Annotated in this window: 20 protein-coding genes; 15 read left to right on the top strand and 5 right to left on the bottom strand. The window is 72.0% G+C overall.

Going from position 1 to position 17,702, the window contains the following annotated elements:
• Positions 1-10 precede the first annotated feature (10 nt).
• The 5 genes from QCN29_RS07705 (at position 11) to QCN29_RS07685 (ending at position 4,645) form a co-directional block, all read left to right on the top strand.
• Complete coding sequence (locus tag QCN29_RS07705) at positions 11-571, top strand: hypothetical protein (protein ID WP_279926981.1); 561 nt, start codon at positions 11-13, stop codon at positions 569-571.
• 86 nt (positions 572-657) lie between these two features.
• Positions 658-1,569, top strand: a complete 912-nt coding sequence (locus QCN29_RS07700; protein ID WP_279926980.1) for a bifunctional DNA primase/polymerase — start codon at positions 658-660, stop codon at positions 1,567-1,569.
• A complete protein-coding gene (locus QCN29_RS07695) occupies positions 1,566-2,975 on the top strand; it encodes a DNA primase family protein (protein WP_279926979.1) in 1,410 nt (469 codons plus the stop codon). Before QCN29_RS07700 ends, QCN29_RS07695 begins: the two co-directional genes overlap by 4 nt.
• 62 nt (positions 2,976-3,037) lie before the next feature.
• Entirely contained in the window at positions 3,038-3,304 is a 267-nt protein-coding gene (locus QCN29_RS07690) for a helix-turn-helix domain-containing protein (RefSeq protein WP_398859144.1), read from the top strand.
• Positions 3,305-3,376: 72 nt separating this feature from the next.
• Positions 3,377-4,645 (top strand): tyrosine-type recombinase/integrase, encoded by a 1,269-nt coding sequence (locus QCN29_RS07685; RefSeq protein ID WP_279926977.1) that lies wholly within the window; start codon positions 3,377-3,379, stop codon positions 4,643-4,645.
• 75 nt (positions 4,646-4,720) lie between these two features.
• On the opposite strand, the gene QCN29_RS07680 is transcribed toward QCN29_RS07685, so the two are convergent.
• On the bottom strand, positions 4,721-6,082 hold the full coding sequence (locus QCN29_RS07680) for a glutamine synthetase family protein (RefSeq protein WP_279926976.1): 1,362 nt from the start codon (positions 6,080-6,082) through the stop codon (positions 4,721-4,723).
• Between the two features lie 222 nt (positions 6,083-6,304).
• Between QCN29_RS07680 and QCN29_RS07675 the strand changes: the two genes are divergently transcribed.
• From QCN29_RS07675 to QCN29_RS07645, 7 genes are all read left to right on the top strand, one after another.
• Positions 6,305-6,715 (top strand): ArsR/SmtB family transcription factor, encoded by a 411-nt coding sequence (locus QCN29_RS07675; protein ID WP_279926975.1) that lies wholly within the window; start codon positions 6,305-6,307, stop codon positions 6,713-6,715.
• A complete protein-coding gene (locus QCN29_RS07670) occupies positions 6,712-6,966 on the top strand; it encodes a hypothetical protein (protein ID WP_279926974.1) in 255 nt (84 codons plus the stop codon). Before QCN29_RS07675 ends, QCN29_RS07670 begins: the two co-directional genes overlap by 4 nt.
• A gap of 212 nt (positions 6,967-7,178) precedes the next feature.
• Entirely contained in the window at positions 7,179-9,299 is a 2,121-nt protein-coding gene (locus QCN29_RS07665; RefSeq protein WP_279926973.1) for an MMPL family transporter, read from the top strand.
• A gap of 290 nt (positions 9,300-9,589) precedes the next feature.
• Positions 9,590-10,039, top strand: a complete 450-nt coding sequence (locus tag QCN29_RS07660) for a hypothetical protein (RefSeq protein ID WP_279926972.1) — start codon at positions 9,590-9,592, stop codon at positions 10,037-10,039.
• Between the two features lie 61 nt (positions 10,040-10,100).
• Positions 10,101-10,742: a DUF3105 domain-containing protein gene (locus QCN29_RS07655; RefSeq protein ID WP_279926971.1), complete on the top strand. Its 642-nt coding sequence runs from the start codon at positions 10,101-10,103 to the stop codon at positions 10,740-10,742.
• Positions 10,739-11,449, top strand: a complete 711-nt coding sequence (locus QCN29_RS07650; RefSeq protein WP_279926970.1) for a DUF305 domain-containing protein — start codon at positions 10,739-10,741, stop codon at positions 11,447-11,449. Before QCN29_RS07655 ends, QCN29_RS07650 begins: the two co-directional genes overlap by 4 nt.
• Positions 11,450-11,719: 270 nt before the next feature.
• Entirely contained in the window at positions 11,720-12,139 is a 420-nt protein-coding gene (locus tag QCN29_RS07645) for a CBS domain-containing protein (RefSeq protein ID WP_279926969.1), read from the top strand.
• Positions 12,140-12,184: 45 nt separating this feature from the next.
• Here QCN29_RS07645 and QCN29_RS07640 read toward each other — a convergent pair whose 3' ends face one another.
• The 3 genes from QCN29_RS07640 to QCN29_RS07630 form a co-directional block, all read right to left on the bottom strand.
• Positions 12,185-13,027 (bottom strand): alpha/beta fold hydrolase, encoded by an 843-nt coding sequence (locus QCN29_RS07640; protein WP_279926968.1) that lies wholly within the window; start codon positions 13,025-13,027, stop codon positions 12,185-12,187.
• Positions 13,024-13,833: a DUF998 domain-containing protein gene (locus tag QCN29_RS07635; RefSeq protein WP_279927104.1), complete on the bottom strand. Its 810-nt coding sequence runs from the start codon at positions 13,831-13,833 to the stop codon at positions 13,024-13,026. Before QCN29_RS07635 ends, QCN29_RS07640 begins: the two co-directional genes overlap by 4 nt.
• Before the next feature lie 220 nt (positions 13,834-14,053).
• On the bottom strand, positions 14,054-14,659 hold the full coding sequence (locus QCN29_RS07630; protein WP_279926967.1) for a hypothetical protein: 606 nt from the start codon (positions 14,657-14,659) through the stop codon (positions 14,054-14,056).
• Between the two features lie 96 nt (positions 14,660-14,755).
• Here QCN29_RS07630 and npdG point away from each other — a divergent pair, with 96 nt between their 5' ends.
• Together npdG and QCN29_RS07620 are read left to right on the top strand one after the other, a co-directional pair.
• The gene (npdG, locus tag QCN29_RS07625) at positions 14,756-15,481 is read left to right on the top strand and encodes an NADPH-dependent F420 reductase (protein WP_279926966.1); all 726 of its coding nucleotides are present in this window, start codon (positions 14,756-14,758) and stop codon (positions 15,479-15,481) included.
• Positions 15,482-15,505: 24 nt separating this feature from the next.
• Complete coding sequence (locus QCN29_RS07620; protein WP_398859143.1) at positions 15,506-15,766, top strand: hypothetical protein; 261 nt, start codon at positions 15,506-15,508, stop codon at positions 15,764-15,766.
• Positions 15,767-15,833: 67 nt separating this feature from the next.
• Here the strand turns inward: QCN29_RS07620 and QCN29_RS07615 are convergent, their stop codons facing one another.
• Positions 15,834-16,640, bottom strand: a complete 807-nt coding sequence (locus QCN29_RS07615) for a site-2 protease family protein (protein WP_279927103.1) — start codon at positions 16,638-16,640, stop codon at positions 15,834-15,836.
• 207 nt (positions 16,641-16,847) lie between these two features.
• Between QCN29_RS07615 and QCN29_RS07610 the strand changes: the two genes are divergently transcribed.
• Positions 16,848-17,702, top strand: an 855-nt coding sequence (locus tag QCN29_RS07610) for an AfsR/SARP family transcriptional regulator (RefSeq protein ID WP_279926964.1), incomplete at its 3' end; no start/stop codon positions are given.

The raw sequence follows: 17,702 nt of genomic DNA, 5'->3' as shown, positions 1-17,702 counted from the left end.
GGAGAAAACCGTGTTCGAGATCCGCGTCATCTGCCACCCCGCCCAGGCCGAACGCGTTACGCGCGAGCTGGCCGACACGTTCACCACCGGCTCCGTACGCCAGCACCCCACCCGCGACGGGCAGCGCACCCGCCTGTACGTCACCGCCGACCACAAGCCCACCGACAACAAGCCGTGGCCGACACCGCGCGAGGCGTACGCCCAGGCCCCGAGCGTCATCAGTGAGATCGGATGGACCGCCCAGGCCGCCCGCGCCATGCGCAACGGCGAACAGGATGAGCGGGAGTTCTTCCTCCGCAAAGCCGCGCTGCTGGACCGCATCGCGCTGGACGACGAGAAGGCCGACGCCCACGGCGACGCCTGCGACCTGGCCCGCCAGGCCGGACGCCGCCTGATGGACAGGGACGGTGCCGACAACGCCACTACCTGCGACGCGCGCGACTACGTCCGCCAGCAGTACGCCGCCTGGGCCAAGCACAACCAGCGCGCCGCGCTCGTGGCCGACGGGCGCTGCCCGAACTGCCAGTGGCGCGACTACCAGTGCAACTGCGCCGAGCACCCCAACGCCTGAATCCGCCCGGGGCGGTCGCCTGTCACCACAACACCGCGACCGCCCCGGCTCTCCGTCCCTTCGATAGAAACAGGAGAACGCCAAGCATGACACCTCCCAGCAAGATCCCGCTTCCGCGCGCTGCGAGCACGGATGGCGACCTGCTGCACACCGCGCTCGCGCTGGCCACCGCCGGCGTGCCGGTGCTGCCCCTCCGACGTGGCAAGGTGCCCTTCGGTAACTGCCGAGCGTGCACGGACGGTGCCTGCGGCGGGCGTCCCCACATGAAGTGCGCCGGCGCCTGCCAGTGCCCCGGCGTCTGCCACGGCTGGGCCGCCGCCACCGCCGACCCCACGGTCCTCACTTCCCCAGCATGGGCACCGGCCTGGCGGCGGGCCGTCGGCGTCGCCTACCACCCCGCTGGCGCCGGGCTCACTGTCGTGGACCTGGACGACGCTCACGCCGTCGCCTGGGCCCGCCGCACGCTGCCGCTCACCAGGACAGTGGCCACGACGCGCGGAGAGCACTGGATCTACCTGGGCACGATGCGGTCCGCCAACGCCGTACGGCCCGGTGTGGACATCAAGTCGCACATGTCCTACGCCCGCTGGCTCGGCCCCGGGAGCGGCACCATGACAGCCCTGCCGCCGGTCGTCCGCCACCTCGCCGTGAAGGAAGACACCACTCCTCCGCGCGGCGCCGTGGTCTCTTCCTCCCCCCGCGCACGGTGGGGTCGGACCGTGGCCACCGGGTGCCGCCACACCGAGACGTACGTCCGCACCGGGCTGGAAAGGGGCCTGACCAAGGTGCGCAGCCACACCGACTCCGGCGCCGGATCGCAGGCGTTCGGCGTCGCCCAGTTCCTCGCCTCCCAGCACGCCCGGTGCCCCGGACCCTGCGGACTGGACGCCATCGGGGAGGAGATCATGGCCGCCGCGGTGTCGGTCGGGGTCCCCGAGCACTACGCGCGCCGGGCTGTCACCAACGGCATGGCCACCGCCCAGGGGAGGGCAGCGTGACCGCCCCCGAAGAATTGCCCGCACCCTCCAACCCTCTGGCCGTCGCCCGGCGGCTGGTCCCGGCCTGGCGGACCGAGGACGGACGGCTAACGGTCCGCCGCTGGCGCGGCTCGTGGATGCGGTGGAACGGCACGTGCTGGCGCGAGCTGGACGAGAAGCAGGTCCGGGCCTCACTGTACGAGCGACTGGAGCACGCCATCTACCAAACGGGCACGGACAAGGACGGGGAACCCGAGTACCGCGAGTGGGCCCCCACGAAGCCGAAGATCAGCAACCTGCTCGACGCGCTGGAGGCCATCACCCTGCTGCCCGCCGATGTCGACGCGCCCGCGTGGATCGACCGCAACGCCGCTCGGCAGGACGCCAGCCCGATCGTGGCGTGCCAGAACGGGTTGCTACGCATCCACAACCGCGAGCTGCTTCCGCACGACCCCGGGTTCTTCAACCACGGCTCCGTCCCTTTCGCCTACGACCCGCAGGCGACCGCGCCGACCTGGCACTGGTTCCTGGGCCAGATCTGGCGCGGAGAACCCGACGCCATCCAGGCGCTTCAGGAGTGGTTCGGCTACGTCCTGTCCGGCCGCACGGACCAGCAGAAGATCCTGCTCATGGTCGGCCCGTCCCGGTCCGGCAAGGGCACCATCGCCCGCGTGCTGAAAGAGCTGGTCGGCAAGGAGAACCTCGCCGGGCCGACGCTCGCCGGGCTCGCCACGAACTTCGGACTGTCGACACTCGTGGGCAAGCCCCTGGCAGTCATCGCCGATGCCCGCCTGGCCGGCAACGACAACAACAGCCAGGTCGTGGAACGGCTGCTGACCATCTCCGGCGAAGACACCATCGACGTCGACCGCAAGTACCGCGAAGTGTGGACCGGCAAGCTGCCCACGAGGCTGATGATCCTGTCCAACGAGCTGCCGTACTTCGGCGACTCCTCCGGGGTCATCGCACGCCGCTTCGTGATCCTCAACATGACGGTCTCCTGGCTGGGCAAAGAGGACCCCACCCTGTTCAGCCGACTCACCGCCGAAATGCCCGGCATCCTCAATTGGGCCCTGGACGGACTCGCCCGGCTGGAAGCCAAGGGCCGGATCACCGAGCCTGCATGCAGCCGCGAGGCGGTCACCACCATGCAGGACACCGCCTCACCCACCAGCGCGTTCGTCCGCGAGCGCTGCCTCACCGGACCCGCGTGCAACGTCCCCGTAGACGCCCTGTGGGCGGTCTGGCGTGACTGGGCCGAGGACAACGGCGTACGCCCCGGCACCAAGCAGGTGTTCGGCCGCAACCTGCTGTCCGTCATCCCCCAGCTCAACCGGACCCGCCCTCGCGACGCCTACGGCCGACAGGTCGCCACCTACAACGGGATCACCCTCCGAACCCCAGAACCACATTTGTCTGAGTCGTGACTCACCGCGACTCAACACCACCCGGCACCGCTCTGAGTCGCGATGAGTCACGACTCAGAGCAATGTCACTCCAACACGTGGAGGACGCTTTGCGCGCTACCGCCCCTCCTCAGAACTCCGCCCTCACGACGCTCCGGGGTGACCTCCCGGACCGGTACCTCACCCCCGACGACATCGCCGAGCTGTTCGAGGTACCCAAAGAGACCGTCTACCAGTGGCGCAAGAAGCGGACCGGTCCGCCCGGCTTCCGCGTCGGCAAGCACATTCGCTATGACCCTGCTGCGGTCCACCGCTGGGCCTGCGAGCGCATGGCCGCCGACGCCGTCTGACACCACCGACACCACATGGGCGGGCCACTCTGTGGCCCGCCCTTCCCATGCCCGAGAAGGGACCGCCCCTCCATGGCCGGCCACATCCAAGACCGCTGGTTCAAGACCGAGAACGGCACCGACGGCAAGCCCCGCAGGGCCAAGACCGACCGCCACGGCACCGGTATGCGGTACCGGGCTCGCTACATCGGCCCCGACGGCACCGAGAAGTCCAAGTCCTTCCCCGACCGTCAGAAGCGACTCGCCGAACAGTGGCTCACTGCCGTCGAAGCCGACATGTCGCGCGGCCAGTACATCGACCCCTCGGCAGGCCGCGTCACCTTCCGCCAGTACGCCGAGAAGTGGCTGGAGACACAGACAACGGACGTGACGACGCGTTCGTCCGTCGTCGTGCAGATCCGGAGCCACGCGATTCCGTACCTCGGTTCACGGCCTCTTGGCTCCTTCCAGCCGCAGCACATTCGGGACTGGCTCAGCGAGTTGGAGCGCGCCGTACCCGCGTCCTCGTACCGGCGCGTCATCTACAACAGCGTCTCGACGGTGCTCAACGCGGCCGTTGACGATGGGCACTTGTCCAAAAATCCGTGTCACGCCCGGTCCGTCCGGCCGCCCGAGCGTGCGACTCCACGGGTCATACCGTGGTCTCGCGAACGGGTCTTCGCCGTTCGGGCGGCGCTGCCCGAGCAGTACAAGGCCGCGGTGGACCTCGGCGGCGGCTGCGGGCTGCGGCAGGGCGAGATCTTCGGCCTTGCGGAAGACGCGGTGGGCTTTGACAGCGGATGGCTCCACGTCGGCTGTCAGGTGAAGGTCGCGAACGGCCATCTCGTCTTCGGACCGCCGAAGCGCAACAAGGTGCGGGATGTGCCGCTGCCCGACCGTGTGGCGCACGCGATCAAGGAGCACAGGGAGAAGTTCCGCCCCGTGGCTGTCACGCTGCCGTGGCTGCGTCCGGACGGGCCGCCGGTGGCGAAACGGCTTCTCTTCACCCGCGTCGACGGCGGCGGAGCGGTACGCCGCACCGACTTCAATACGCGGGTGTGGAAACCCGCCCTCGTGGCCGCCGGCGTGATTCCCGAGCCTTCGCCCGGACAGCGGCACCAGGCCGCCCGTGAGCATGGGATGCACGCGCTCCGGCACTTCTACGCGTCGGTCCTGTTGGACGCCGGGGAGAACGTGAAGGCGCTCAGTGCCTACCTCGGACACAGCGATCCGGGCTTCACGCTCCGCGTGTACACGCACCTGATGCCGAGCAGCGACGGACGTGCGCGGAGGGCCGTGGACGGCATGTACGAGAGCGCCGTTCCCGCACCGGACGGCCCACAGACGGCCCAGGGCGGGTGATACGGCTCCGGGGTGGCAGTCGTTGACCGCCACCCCGGGACGCCGTGGAACGGCGGGACCTGCGCTGACCTGCGCTTACAGCACCGGCAGGTTCTTCTTCAGCTCGAAGGCGGTGACCTCGGAGCGGTACTCCTCCCACTCCTGCTTCTTGTTGCGCAGGAAGAAGTCGAACACATGCTCACCGAGGGTCTCGGCCACCAGCTCGCTGCGCTCCATCAGCGAGATCGCCTCGCCGAGGTTCTGCGGCAGCGGCTCGATGCCCATGGCGCGGCGCTCGGCGTCGGAGAGGGCCCAGACGTCGTCGTCCGCGCCGGCGGGGAGCTCATAGCTCTCCTCGATGCCCTTCAGGCCCGCCGCCAGCAGCACCGCGTAGGTGAGGTAGGGGTTCGCGCCGGAGTCGATGGAGCGGACCTCCACCCGGGCGGAGCCCGTCTTGCCCGGTTTGTACATCGGGACGCGGATCAGGGCGGAGCGGTTGTTGTGGCCCCAGCAGATGTACGAGGGGGCCTCGCCGCCCGCTCCGGCGCTGCGGGCCGAGCCGCCCCAGATGCGCTTGTAGGAGTTGACCCACTGGTTGGTGACCGCCGAGATCTCGGCGGCGTGCCGGAGCAGGCCGGCGATGAAGGAGCGGCCGACCTTGGAGAGCTGGTACTCGGCGCCGGACTCGTAGAAGGCGTTCCGGTCTCCCTCGAAGAGGGAGAGGTGGGTGTGCATGCCGGAGCCCGGGTACTCGCTGAACGGCTTCGGCATGAAGGTGGCGTGGACGCCCTGCTCCAGAGCCACCTGCTTCATCACCAGGCGGAAGGTCATGATGTTGTCGGCGGTGGACAGCGCGTCGGCGTACCGCAGGTCGATCTCCTGCTGGCCGGGCGCGCCCTCGTGGTGGCTGAACTCCACCGAGATGCCCATCGACTCCAGCATGGTGATGGCCTGCCGCCGGAAGTCCATGCCGACGTTCTGCGGGGTGTGGTCGAAGTAGCCGGAGCTGTCCGCGGGCACCGGCCGGCTGCCGTCCACGGGCTTGTCCTTGAGCAGGAAGAACTCGATCTCGGGATGGGTGTAGAAGGTGAACCCGAGGTCGGAGGTCTTGGCCAGGATGCGCTTCAGCACATAGCGCGGGTCCGCGAAGGACGGAGATCCGTCGGGCATCAGGATGTCGCAGAACATCCGGGCGGTGCCGGGGGCCTCGGCACGCCAGGGCAGGATCTGGAACGTGCCGGGATCAGGTTTGGCGATCATGTCGGACTCGTATACGCGGGCGAACCCCTCGATCGCCGAGCCGTCGAATCCGATGCCCTCGTCGAAGGCCTGTTCAAGCTCGGCGGGGGCGACGGCGACCGACTTCAGAAAGCCGAGCACGTCGGTGAACCACAGGCGCACAAAGCGGATGTCGCGCTCCTCGAGCGTACGGAGCACGAATTCCTGCTGCTTATCCATTTCCACCCATCCTTGCCGGTCAGGCCGCCTGGCGCTGTCGAGCATCGCACCCATGCGTTTCAGGCGCGTTGCGCGCCGCGGCTGAGGCCATTGTGAGTCAGGGCGAACCCCGATACGACCCTGAGGCCCCCTTATTGCACCCGGACATGTGTCAGTTCTCTTTGACACCCCCCCTCGGGGTGCGTCAGCCTGGACTGACAGATATCGGAGAGGGAGGCCGCGATGAGCCAGAGACCGGCCTCCGGCCCGTCCGGCGACGTGCTCTCCGGCGACGCGCTGCTGAAGGTCCTCACGGCCCTCGGCAACCCCCACCGCATGCGCATCGTCGCGGCGCTGCTCGGGGGACGCAACTACGTCAGCGCTCTCGCCCGCGACCTCGGCATCGGCCGCCCGCTGCTCCATATGCATCTGCAGCGCCTGGAGGCCGCGGGCCTGGTCAAGGGAGAGCTGGAGCTGTCCGAGGGCGGCAAGGCGATGAAGTACTTCGCGCTCACGCCGTTCTGCGTGTCGCTCACTCCGGAGAGCGTCGGCGGGGCGGCGCGGACGCTCACTGACGACCGCGCCGGGGACCGCGCCGAGGACCGGAAAGACACCCAGAAGGATCAGAAGGATCAGAAGGAGACGGCAACATGAACGCGGACACGGTGGCGGCGGTCGGAGCCGGCGGGGTCTTCCTTCTCCTGATCGTGATCGTCTGGCAGGTCGCGGCGACCTGGCGGGCCCGGATGCTGGCCGCCCGTGAGGACGAGTACCGGCGGCTCGCCGAGCGGTACGCCCGTCTGCTGGAGGACAACACCGAGTTGCACCGCCGCACCCTCGACGAGCTGACGCAGACCCGCTCCTCGCTGACCTCGATGGAGAAGATGATGCGCGATATCGAGTAGGCCGCGGCCCGATTCCGGGTCCGGTTCCGGTTCCGGTACGGCCAGGAGCGGCAACTCCCGGCCGTACCCATGGAGCCCGTACACATCACAGGCACAGGCGCTCATGCGCCGCGGCAGGTCGTCACACCCTTCACGCCGCGGTGCGGGCCCGCTACGCCCCGAGGGCGTGGGGACCCCGTGTGCGCCCTTCACTCCACACAAGGAGAGTACTCATGAAAGCGCTGCTCAAGCGTCTGGCCGGTGCACCGGGCGGCAGTCGCGCAAAATGGCTGGTGCTTGTCGGCTGGCTGATCGTCGTCGCGGCCCTCGGCCCCCTCGCCGGGAAGCTGGGCGAGGTCGAGGAGACCGGGCCCAACGCCTTCCTGCCGCGCGGGGCGGAGTCCGCACAGGTCAACACCGAGCTGGAGCGGTTCCGCGACGACACCCTGATGCCGGTCGTGATCGTCTACAGCTCCCCCGAGGCGATCGACGCGGCCGCCGCGGCCAAGGCCGAGGCCGATCGGACCGCCTTTGAGCCGTACGCGGCCCAGGGCGAGCAGATCGCTCCCCCCGTCCCGTCCGAGGACGGCAGGGCGCTGATGACCGCGGTGCCGCTGAACTCCACCGAGGACGGCCTGACCGGCAAGGTCGAGGAGATCCGGCAGATCGCGGGCGCCAACGCGCCACCCGGGCTGGACGTCGAAGTCGGCGGACCGGCAGGCTCGCTGGTCGACCAGGTCGCCGTGTTCGACACCCTCGACGCCACCCTGATGATCGCCACCGGCCTGGTGGTCGCCTTCCTGCTGCTGGTCACCTACCGCAGCCCGGTGCTGTGGCTGCTGCCGCTGCTGTCCGTCGGCTTTGCCGCCGTCCTCACCCAGGTGAGCGCCTATCTGCTGGCGAAGTACGCGGGCCTGCCCGTCGACCCGCAGAGCGCGGGCATCCTGATGGTCCTCGTCTTCGGCGTGGGCACCGACTACGCCCTGCTGCTCATCGCCCGCTACCGCGAGGAACTGCACCTCCACGAGGACCGGCACACCGCCATGAAACTGGCGCTGCGCCGCTCGGGGCCGGCGATCCTCGCCTCCGCCGGAACCATCGCCGTCGGCCTGGCCTGCCTCTCCCTCGCCGACGTCAACTCCTCCCGCTCCATGGGCCTGGTCGGCGCGGTCGGCGTGGTCTGCGGTTTCCTCGCCATGGTCACCGTGCTGCCCGCCCTGCTGGTCATCACGGGCCGCTGGGTCTTCTGGCCGTTCGTGCCCGCGTACGGCACACCGGTGCGCAAGGGCCGGACCGTCTGGTCCCGCATCGGCCACGCCGTCGCCCGCCGTCCGCGCTGGTCCTGGATGATGTCCGTCGCCGTCACCGGGGTGCTGGCCCTGAGCGCCGTGGGCATCGACATGGGGCTGCGGCAGTCCGAGATGTTCCAGACCAAGCCCGAGTCGGTCGTCGCCCAGGAGCGGATCTCGGCCCACTACCCGTCCGGAGCCTCCGACCCGGCGACCGTGGTGACCGACGCGGCCCGGGCCGCCGAGGTGAAGGCCGCGGCTGGCGAGGTCCCCGGCGTCGCCCGCGTCGAGGACGGCGACCGCACCCCCGACGGCGACCGCGCCACGCTCTCCGTGGTGCTCAAGGCCGCCCCCGACAGCCAGGCCGCCAAGGACGCCGTGGACGCGCTGCGCACGGCCGTGAGCGCGGTCGACGGGGCGGACGCCCTCGTCGGCGGCACCGCCGCGCAGACCCTGGACACCCAGCGGGCCGCCGACCGCGATCTGCGGGTCGTCATCCCGGCCGTGCTCGCAGTCGTCCTGCTGGTGCTGATCTGGCTGCTGCGGGCGCTGATCGCCCCCGTGCTGCTGCTCGCCACCGTCGTGCTGTCGTACTTCGCCGCCCTCGGCGCCTCGAACCTGCTCTTCGAGAACGTCCTCGGCTATGCCGGAGTCGACTGGTCGATCCCGCTGATGGGCTTCGTCTTCCTGGTCGCCCTCGGCATCGACTACAACATCTTCCTGATGCACCGCGTCAAGGAGGAGTCGGCGCGGCTGGGCTGCGCCCGCGGGGTGCTGGCGGGCCTGACGTCCACCGGCGGGGTCATCACCAGCGCGGGCGTCGTGCTCGCCGCCACCTTCGCGGTCTTCGCCGGGCTGCCGCTGGTGACGATGGCCGAGATGGGTGTGATCGTAGGCCTCGGTGTGCTGCTGGACACCTTCCTGGTCCGCACGGTCCTGGTGCCGGCCCTGGCCCTCGATCTGGGCCGCTGGTTCTGGTGGCCGGGCCGGCTGTTCCGCCGTCCCGCTCAGGAAGCGGAGCAGAGCGCGCCGCAGCGGAGCGAGCGCACGCCGGAACGCGTCTGACGCCTCGCCCGCCGCACCGAAGGCTCCCGCCGCACCGCGCGTCGGGAGCCTTCCCGCACGGCCCGCGCCAGCACGGCCCGCCCCGTACCCGAACCCGAACCCGAACCCGAACCCGAAGCCGCAGCCGCAGCCGCAGCCGCAGCCAGGCCTACACCCACACAGCCACAGCCGCACCCACACCCGCAGCCGCGGGCAACGGCGACCGGGAGTCCGCCCCCGCCCCCGGACGCCCCGGCGGAGCCGAACCCCGCGAGCGGCGGGGCACGTCCCGCGCACTACCATCGGCGGCCATGGGCGCCCCGCGGCCCGGCCGCCTCGCGTACACCGCACGTCCCACGGCCCTGACGACCGCCGTGGCGACGCTCCTCGGCGCGCTCTTCCTCTGCCTCGGCCCGGCGGCCGACCCGCACCACGCCTCCGCCGCCGCCCCCGCCCGCACATCCGTCGGCATATTCGCCGGCAACTCCGCCGGTGCCTTCGGCTTCGCCGCCGAAGGCGCGCAGAGGCCGCTGAACCCCACACGGAGCGCGTACACCTGCCCGTACGACGAGGGCCGCTGCGCGCTGACGCCGGTGGCGTCCGCCGCCGTGCTCACCGGGCCCCCGACGGACGCCCCGGTCGACGCGGACGCCTCATCCGTGCGCGCCGCCCCGCCGGCGAAGGACCACGGGCGGCCGCCCCGCGGCGAGGCCCGGCCCCGCGCCCCCGACCTGCATGTCCTTCAAGTGCTGCGGACCTAGACGGAACCGGAAGAAACGGCTCCGTCAGACCAGCACACACTCACGAAGGACCTTTCACACCATGAACTCCCGCAGCAGTGACCGCCGTGCCCGGGTAGAGCAGATGCGCCGCGCCGAGCAGGCACGTGAGCGGCGCAGCCGCATCCTCACCCTCGCCGTCAGCGGCGTCGTCGTCGCCGGCCTGGTCGGCTTCGGCGTCTTCGCCCTGAGCCAGGAGGCGGAGAAGAAGGAGCGGCGCGAGGCGCAGGCCAAGGCCCCGATCGCGGACGAGAAGTCCTGGGACGCGCAGACGCTGGACCGCAACCATGTCGAGACCCCCGTCGACTACCCGATGAAGCCGCCGGTCGGCGGCGACCACAGCCCGGTGTGGATGAACTGCGACGGGGACGTCTACCGGGAGCCGGTCCCCGCGGAGAACGCCGTGCACTCACTGGAGCACGGCGCGGTCTGGGTGACGTACGGCGGCAAGGCGTCCGACGCCGATGTGGCCACGCTGGCCGCGAAGGTGAAGAAGACCCCGTACTCCCTGATGAGCCCCGTTCCGGACCAGACCGGGGCGATCACGCTGAGCGCCTGGGGCAAGCAGCTCACCGTTGACGGGGCGGACGACCCGCGCGTGGACCGGTTCTTCACCAAGTACGTCCAGGGCCCGCAGACCCCGGAGCGCGGCGCGGTCTGCACGGGCGGGGTGGACCGCGGGTGAGCGGCTCCGGAAGCGGACTGACGCGAACTCACCGGGCGGCGATCGCCGCGGTCGTCCTGGCTCTGCTGTTCGCAGGGGCGGCGGTCGTCTCCTCCGCCGTGGGCCGGGGCGACGCCGGCGCACCCCCCGCGCCGTCGACGGACTCGCCGGACGCGGGGTTCGCCCGCGATATGTCGGTCCATCACCAGCAGGCGGTGGAGATGTCCTTCATCGTCCGGGACCGCACGGACGACGAGGATGTGCGCAGGCTCGCATACGACATCGCCAACACTCAGGCCAATCAGCGCGGCATGATGCTGGGCTGGCTGGATCTGTGGGGGCTGCCCGCGATGGAGACGGGCAGCGAGCCCATGGCCTGGATGGCAGACGCCGACGGCCACGGTGGCCAGGACGACCGGAGCGGCGGCCGGAGCGGCGGCCAGAGCGGCCACCCGGCCGGGGACGGCCCGCTGATGCCGGGCATGGCCACCAAGAAGCAGCTGGAAGAGCTGCGCGCCGCCTCGGGGCGGGACGCCGAGATCCGCTTCCTTCGGCTCATGATCGCCCACCACAAGGGCGGGGTCGCGATGGCCGAGGCGTGCGTCGGGCAGTGCGCCGTGGAGCCCCAGCGGAAGCTGGCCCAGGGCATGGTCGACGCGCAGCGCTCGGAGGTCGAGCTGATGACGGACCTGCTGCGCAAGCGCGGGGCGGAGGTCGCCGCCCCCTGAAGCCGGCGGGCGGCGCGCCCCGACGCGCCGCCCGCCGGTGAGGCAAGCCGTGCCCCGCCTTGCCCCCGCCCCCGCCTTGCCCCCGCCCTTGCCCTTGCCCTTGCCCTTGCCCTTGCCCGCCAAAGCGTCCGGGGAAGGGTGTCGGTCCCGGCTGCGGGGGTACCCCGTGCGGTGCCAGGTGGTGCGGGGTTGCCCCGCACTCCCCGTTCAGTCGTCTGCGGTCGCGTCCTGCGAACGGCGCAATGACGATGGTGACAGGAGGTATCTACCATGACGACCGCACGAGACATCATGCACACCGGGGCTCGGTGGATCCCCGCACACGAGACGCTCGACCGGGCTGCGCAGCTGATGCGCGAGCACGGTGTGGGGGCGCTCCCCATCGCCGACGCGAACGAAAGGCTCTGCGGCATTCTCACCGACCGCGACATCGTGGTCGGCTGTGTGGCCATGGGCCGTGACCCCTCGAAGGTCACCGCGGAGGAGATGGCACAGGGGACGCCGCGCTGGATCGAGGCGGACTCGGATGTGGAGGCCGTGCTCAACGAGATGGAGAACCACCAGATCCGCCGCCTGCCGGTGATCGACAACAAGCGGCTGGTGGGGATGATCAGTGAGGCCGATCTCGCCAAACATCTGAGCGATGAGCAGCTCGCCCACTGGATGGAGCGGGTCTACGCCCTCAGCTGAGCGGACGCGGCCCGCTCAAGGCCCCCCGTTTCACGGCCCCCCGTTTCAAGGGCCGCCCGTTTCCAGGATCGCCCGCGCCACGGTCCGCGGGCAGTCCAGCGTCATCAGATGGCCCGACTGCTCGACCGGTTCAAAGCGGGCCGCGCCGAGCAGCCGGGCCAGTGCGCGCTGCCGCCCGGTCCAGCGGGCGTCCGCGCCCGCCGCGAGGACCGCGACCGGCAGGCCGCGCGGCAGCGGACGGTCCTCGCGCAGCGCGAGGAGCTCGGCGGCGACGGCGCGGTAGTGCGCGTTCTCCAGCAGGATGCCGCGGGTCACCCGCGAGGCGCCGTAGCAGCGGCGGACGAGGGGGTACGGGGCGGGGTCGCCGCCCCCCGTACGGGACAGGCGCACCGCGGCGCGCCGGGCGGCCGGGCCGAGGGCGGCGGGGGCTCCGACAGCGGTGAGGGCGGCCCCGATCCCGCGGGCGAGGACTGTGCGCACGGCGGGGGCGGCGGGCGTACGGGCGGTCTCCTCGACCGAGGAGTCGACGAGGACGAGTCCCGCGGTGCGGTCCGGGTGCAGCCGTGCGAACGCCTCCGCGTGGAACCCGGCGATCGAGTGCCCGGCGACCACGGCGGGCTCGCGGAGGCCGACCGCGTCGAGCAGGGCGGCGATCCGGCAGGCCTCCCCGGCGGCGGAGGGCGGCACGGCGGCGGGGCCGCTGAGCCCGTGGCCGGGGCGGTCGAAGCGGACGACGGTGCGGTGCGGGGTCAGGAGGGGGACGACGGGGTCCCAGTCGAACCAGGCCATGCCGAGACCGGCGCTCAGCACGCACACCGGCCCGCCGCCCTCGACGACCACATGGTGCGGCACTCCTCCCACCCGTACGAAGGCGTCGGCGACGGTCATCCGCGGCTGTCCTTCCGCTCGTGCACAGGGGCCTTCCGCTCGTGTACGGCGGTCTGCTCGCGTACAGCAGCCCGTTCGCGTACGGCGGTCCGTTCGCGTACAGCCCGTTCGCGTACGACGGTCAGGGCGAGCACGCCGAGCCAGCCCGCCACGAGGAGCACCTGGAGCCGCTGGCCCGCGCCCAGGGCCCAGGTCCCGCGGCCCGCTTCGAAGGCGGCGACCGCGGCCAGCGTCCAGACGGTGGCGGCCAGTTCGAGGGCGACGAGCGCGGGGCCGACTCGGGCCAGCGGCGACGGCCGGGCGCAGCGGCGCGCGGCGACGGTGAGCGCGACGACGCCGACGAGCGCCCCGGTCATCGCGAGCGCGGAGCTGACGGCGTGCGCGGTGTGCGTGGCGGGGACGAGTCCCGCGGTCTCCCGGGCCGCGCACACCGGGTCGGCGGTGGGCGTGCAGCTCAACGGCAGCCGGGAGTCCACGGCCGTCGCGGCCCCGAAGAGCGCGAGCCCCGACCAGCCGACGACCTCCCACACGGTGCGCCGGGAACGCTCGCCGCTCCACAGGGCCGGCAGCGCCCCGGCGAGGACGAGCAGCCCGGCGGCCAGGTCGGTGGCCCGGAAGAGCCCGCCGAGCGGCTGGTCGGCGGCGGCGAGCTCACTGACGTACGTCTGTACGGGGTTGAGCCCGGTGGCCACGACGACCTCGAGGACCCAGGCGGTATAGGCGACGGCCCCCAGCGCGATCAGCAGCGCGACGGGCCGTGCGGCACGTGGGGACAGGGCTCGTTGGGACAGGGCGCATCGGGACATGGCGCGTCGGGACATGGTGGGCCGATCGTATGGGACCGCCCGTATGTCCCCGGTTACCTGATGGGGTGGGGAGAAAGGCCGCGGGCGTGACGCTCGTCCGGGATTCATGGGGTTCGCCTACGGCCGTGCGGCAGGGATTCGCCTGCCGGGGACGCCCCGGGGAATGTCCACCCGCCGGGCAATCCGGTTTCCCCGGGCGGCCGAGTCGGTCGCCGGAGCGTCACCAACCCGTCGGCGGCGGTGAGGTCAGCCGGTCCGCGAGCCGTGCCAGCCGTTCCTTGAAGGGCCGCCGCCCCCGCGGCGCGGGCATGTTGTTCTCCCCCGCCGCCGCGCTGACCAGATGCTGCACCGTGTCCAGGTCCACCGCCGTGGACTGATTCGCCGTCAGCGACTCATGGGCCAGCCCCTGGACTTCCGGATCGCCGCCGTCCAGGGTGAGCACCGTCGCTCCCGCCCGCCGTGCGTCGTGGACACGTTGCAGCAGACCCGCGCCCGGCGAGGCCGGAGCCACCAGCAGCAGCGTCTCCCCCCGTCCGGCCGCCTCCAGCCGGCCCAGGCCCACGGCCAGCTGCGCCGGGTCCCCGGTCCGCACGCGGTGCCGCACCAGCGTCGGCGTCAGCTCCGGCAGCCCCGACCAGGCGGCCTCGTCCATCAGATGCGCCGCCAGATGCCAGGGCTCGTACTGCTCCGTGCCGACGAGCAGCAGCCCGCCGCCGCGGCCCGGCGCGACCGAGGCCCGCAGCGCCTGAGCGAACCGACGGGTCGCCTCGGGCCACTCCGTACCGCTCAGGACTTCGCGCAACAGCGCGACGCGCACCGCATCCATGGGCGGCACCCTGGAGTCCGGGCGGTCCGCCCGCCCGCGGGTTGCCACCCACCTCACCCGTACGGGCTACAAGAACCTGCCAGTAATGTCGGGACCATGACTTCACACGACACCGGCTCCGCCGACTCCGGCGCCGCGCCCAAGCCCCCCGCCAAGGACCCCTGGGACCTGCCCGACGTATCCGGCCTCGTCGTCGGCGTCCTCGGCGGCACCGGCGACCAGGGCCGAGGGCTCGCTTACCGTCTCGCCCTGGCCGGACAGAAGGTGATCATCGGCTCGCGCGCGGCGGAACGCGCCGAGGCCGCCGCCGCCGGGATCGGCCTCGGCGTGGAGGGCCTCGACAACGCCGAGTGCGCGCGCCGCAGCGATGTGGTGATCGTGGCCGTGCCTTGGGACGGACATGCCAGGACGCTTGAGGCGCTGCGCACGGAGCTGGCCGGCAAGCTGGTCGTGGACTGCGTCAATCCGCTCGGCTTCGACAAGAAGGGCGCGTACGCCGTCAAGCCCGAGGAGGGCAGCGCCGCCGAGCAGGCCGCGGCCCTGCTGCCCGACTCGCGGGTGACCGCCGCCTTCCACCATCTGTCCGCCGTGCTGCTCCAGGACACCTCGCTGGACGAGATCGACACCGATGTGATGGTGCTGGGCGAGAGCCGCGCGGACACCGACGTCGTGCAGGCGCTGGCCGCCCGCATCCCCGGCATGCGCGGGGTCTTCGCGGGCAGACTGCGCAATGCCCACCAGGTGGAGTCGCTGGTCGCCAATCTGATCTCGGTGAACCGCCGCTACAAGGCGCACGCGGGGCTGCGGGTCACCGACGTGTGACCGGAGCGCGGCCCGTGCAGGGGCATGGGGGACACTGTTCCGGTACGTATCGCCGCGCCGCGGCCGACCCGCGGCCGGACCGCCACCGGACAGGAGCCGACTCCCATGCCCCGTCTCGCCCTCTACGCCCTCGTCGTCTGCGCCCTCGCCCTGGCGGCGGCCGTCGTGTCCTTTGTGCAGGGCAGCTGGCTGGGGATCGTCTGGGTGCTGCTGGTCGGCGTCTCCTCCAACATGGCGTGGTACTACCTGCGCCGCGCCAAGGTCACGGGGACCGCCAGGAGCTGAAGCCCGCCCCGCCGCCGCCCCGCCGTCAGCCGCCGTCAGCCGGCGTCGTCCCGCCGTCGTCCTGCCGTCAGCCGACCAGCTGCTCGCACAGCGGGTTCGCGTCCTCCCAGAAGCGGAAGTACTGGTACCCGCAGTAGGCGTCGTTCTGGCTGATGCCCAGGGCGTCGAGCAGCGCGTACACCGCGTCGAAGAACGCGTTGTAGACCTCCGGGACGAAGAACAGCAGCACGAAAACGAAGATCAGTCCGAACGGCGCGAAGGGCTCCACCTGCCGGCGGACCTTGTACGAGAGCCAGGGCTCCAGCACTCCGTAGCCGTCCAGGCCCGGCACCGGCAGGAAGTTCAGGATCGCGGCCGTGACCTGAAGCAGCGCCAGGAACGCCAGCGCGAAACGGAAGACGCCCGGCACCCCGTCCAGGGCGTCCAGCCAGAACGGCGCGGTGCACACGATCGCGAACAGCACGTTCGTCAGAGGCCCCGCGGCCGAGATCAGACTGTGCTTCCAGCGGCCCCGGACACGGCCGCGTTCGATGAAGACCGCACCGCCCGGCAGACCGATGCCTCCCATGATCACAAAAACCACGGGGAGCACGATGCTCAGCAGCGGATGCGTGTACTTCAGCGGATCGAGGGTCAGATAGCCCTTCGCGCCCACCGTGATGTCGCCGCTGTGGTGCGCGGTGCGCGCGTGCGCGTACTCGTGCAGACAGAGTGAGACGATCCAGGCTGATGTCACGAACAGGAACACCGCGAGCCCGGCGCTCGCGGCGAAGTCCGTCCACACCGCCCAGCCCGTCACCGCCATCACGGCGACGATCCCGAGGAAGACCGGGCTGATCTTCCACTCGCTGCGGCGGGTCGCGGCGGTGCTCATGGGCTTCGGCTCCCGGAGGTCGGACATGCGGCTGCGCGTACGGCGGCGCGGTACGGCGGTCATGCGCGGTAGACCGTACCGGCACGCGGTGAAACGCCCCGGGCCGGGTGCGGGGTTCCCGGCCCGTGCGGCTCGGGGGCGGCGCGCGCAGGGGTGCGGGCCGATACTCGCGCGCGCTCCAGGACGGTCGGCGGACACAATGGCCGGGTGCACTATCGCGTACTCGGCCCGACTCGGGCACTCCACGACGACGGCACGCCCGTGGCTCTCGGCGGACCGCGGCTGCGTGCGCTGCTGACCGCGCTGGCACTGCGGCCGGGGCGGGCGGTCCCGGTGGGCGCCCTGGTCGACGAGGTCTGGGACGGGGAACCGCCCGCGGACGCGGTGGGCGCGGTGCAGGCGCTCGTGGGTCGGTTGCGCAGGGCCCTGGGAAGGGCCGCGGTGGCCTCCGCCGAGGGGGGCGGCTACCGGCTGTGCGCGGAGCGCGACGCGGTGGACCTGCACCGGTTCGACCGGCTCGCGGGCGAGGGGGCGCGGGCGCTGGCCGACGGCGACGCCGCCAAGGCGACGGCGCTGCTCGACGAAGCGCTCGCGCTGTGGCGCGGCCCGGCGCTGGCGGATCTGCCGAGGCGGCTCGTCGAGGCCGCCCGCTGGGAGACGCGGCGACTCGACGCCCGGCGCACCCGGCTGACCGCGCTGCTCGCCCTCGGCGGCCGGGCGGAGGAGGCCCTCGCGGAGCTGGCGGAGCTGTGCGCGGCGCATCCGCTCGACGAGCGGCTCCAGGAGCTGCGGCTCAGGGCACTGCGGGACGCGGGGCGCACCGCGCAGGCTCTCGCCGCGTACGAGGAGGTCCGCCGCACCCTCGCCGACCGCCTGGGCGCGGACCCGGGCCCGGGCCTGCGGGCGCTGCACGAGGAGCTGCTGCGCCCGCACCCGTACGTGGCGTTGGGCGGCTCCGCGGCGGGGCAGGCCCCCGGCGCCGGACCGGTGGGCGACCGGGGCCGGACCGCCGCGACCTCTGGGGCCGGGGCCGCAGGGGCCGCCGGGGCGTCCGGGGCCGGG

This window comes from Streptomyces chengmaiensis (assembly GCF_029846775.1).
In the GTDB taxonomy this organism is placed as follows: Bacteria; Actinomycetota; Actinomycetes; order Streptomycetales; family Streptomycetaceae; genus Streptomyces; species Streptomyces chengmaiensis.
This window is presented reverse-complemented; position numbering and strand designations above follow the sequence as displayed.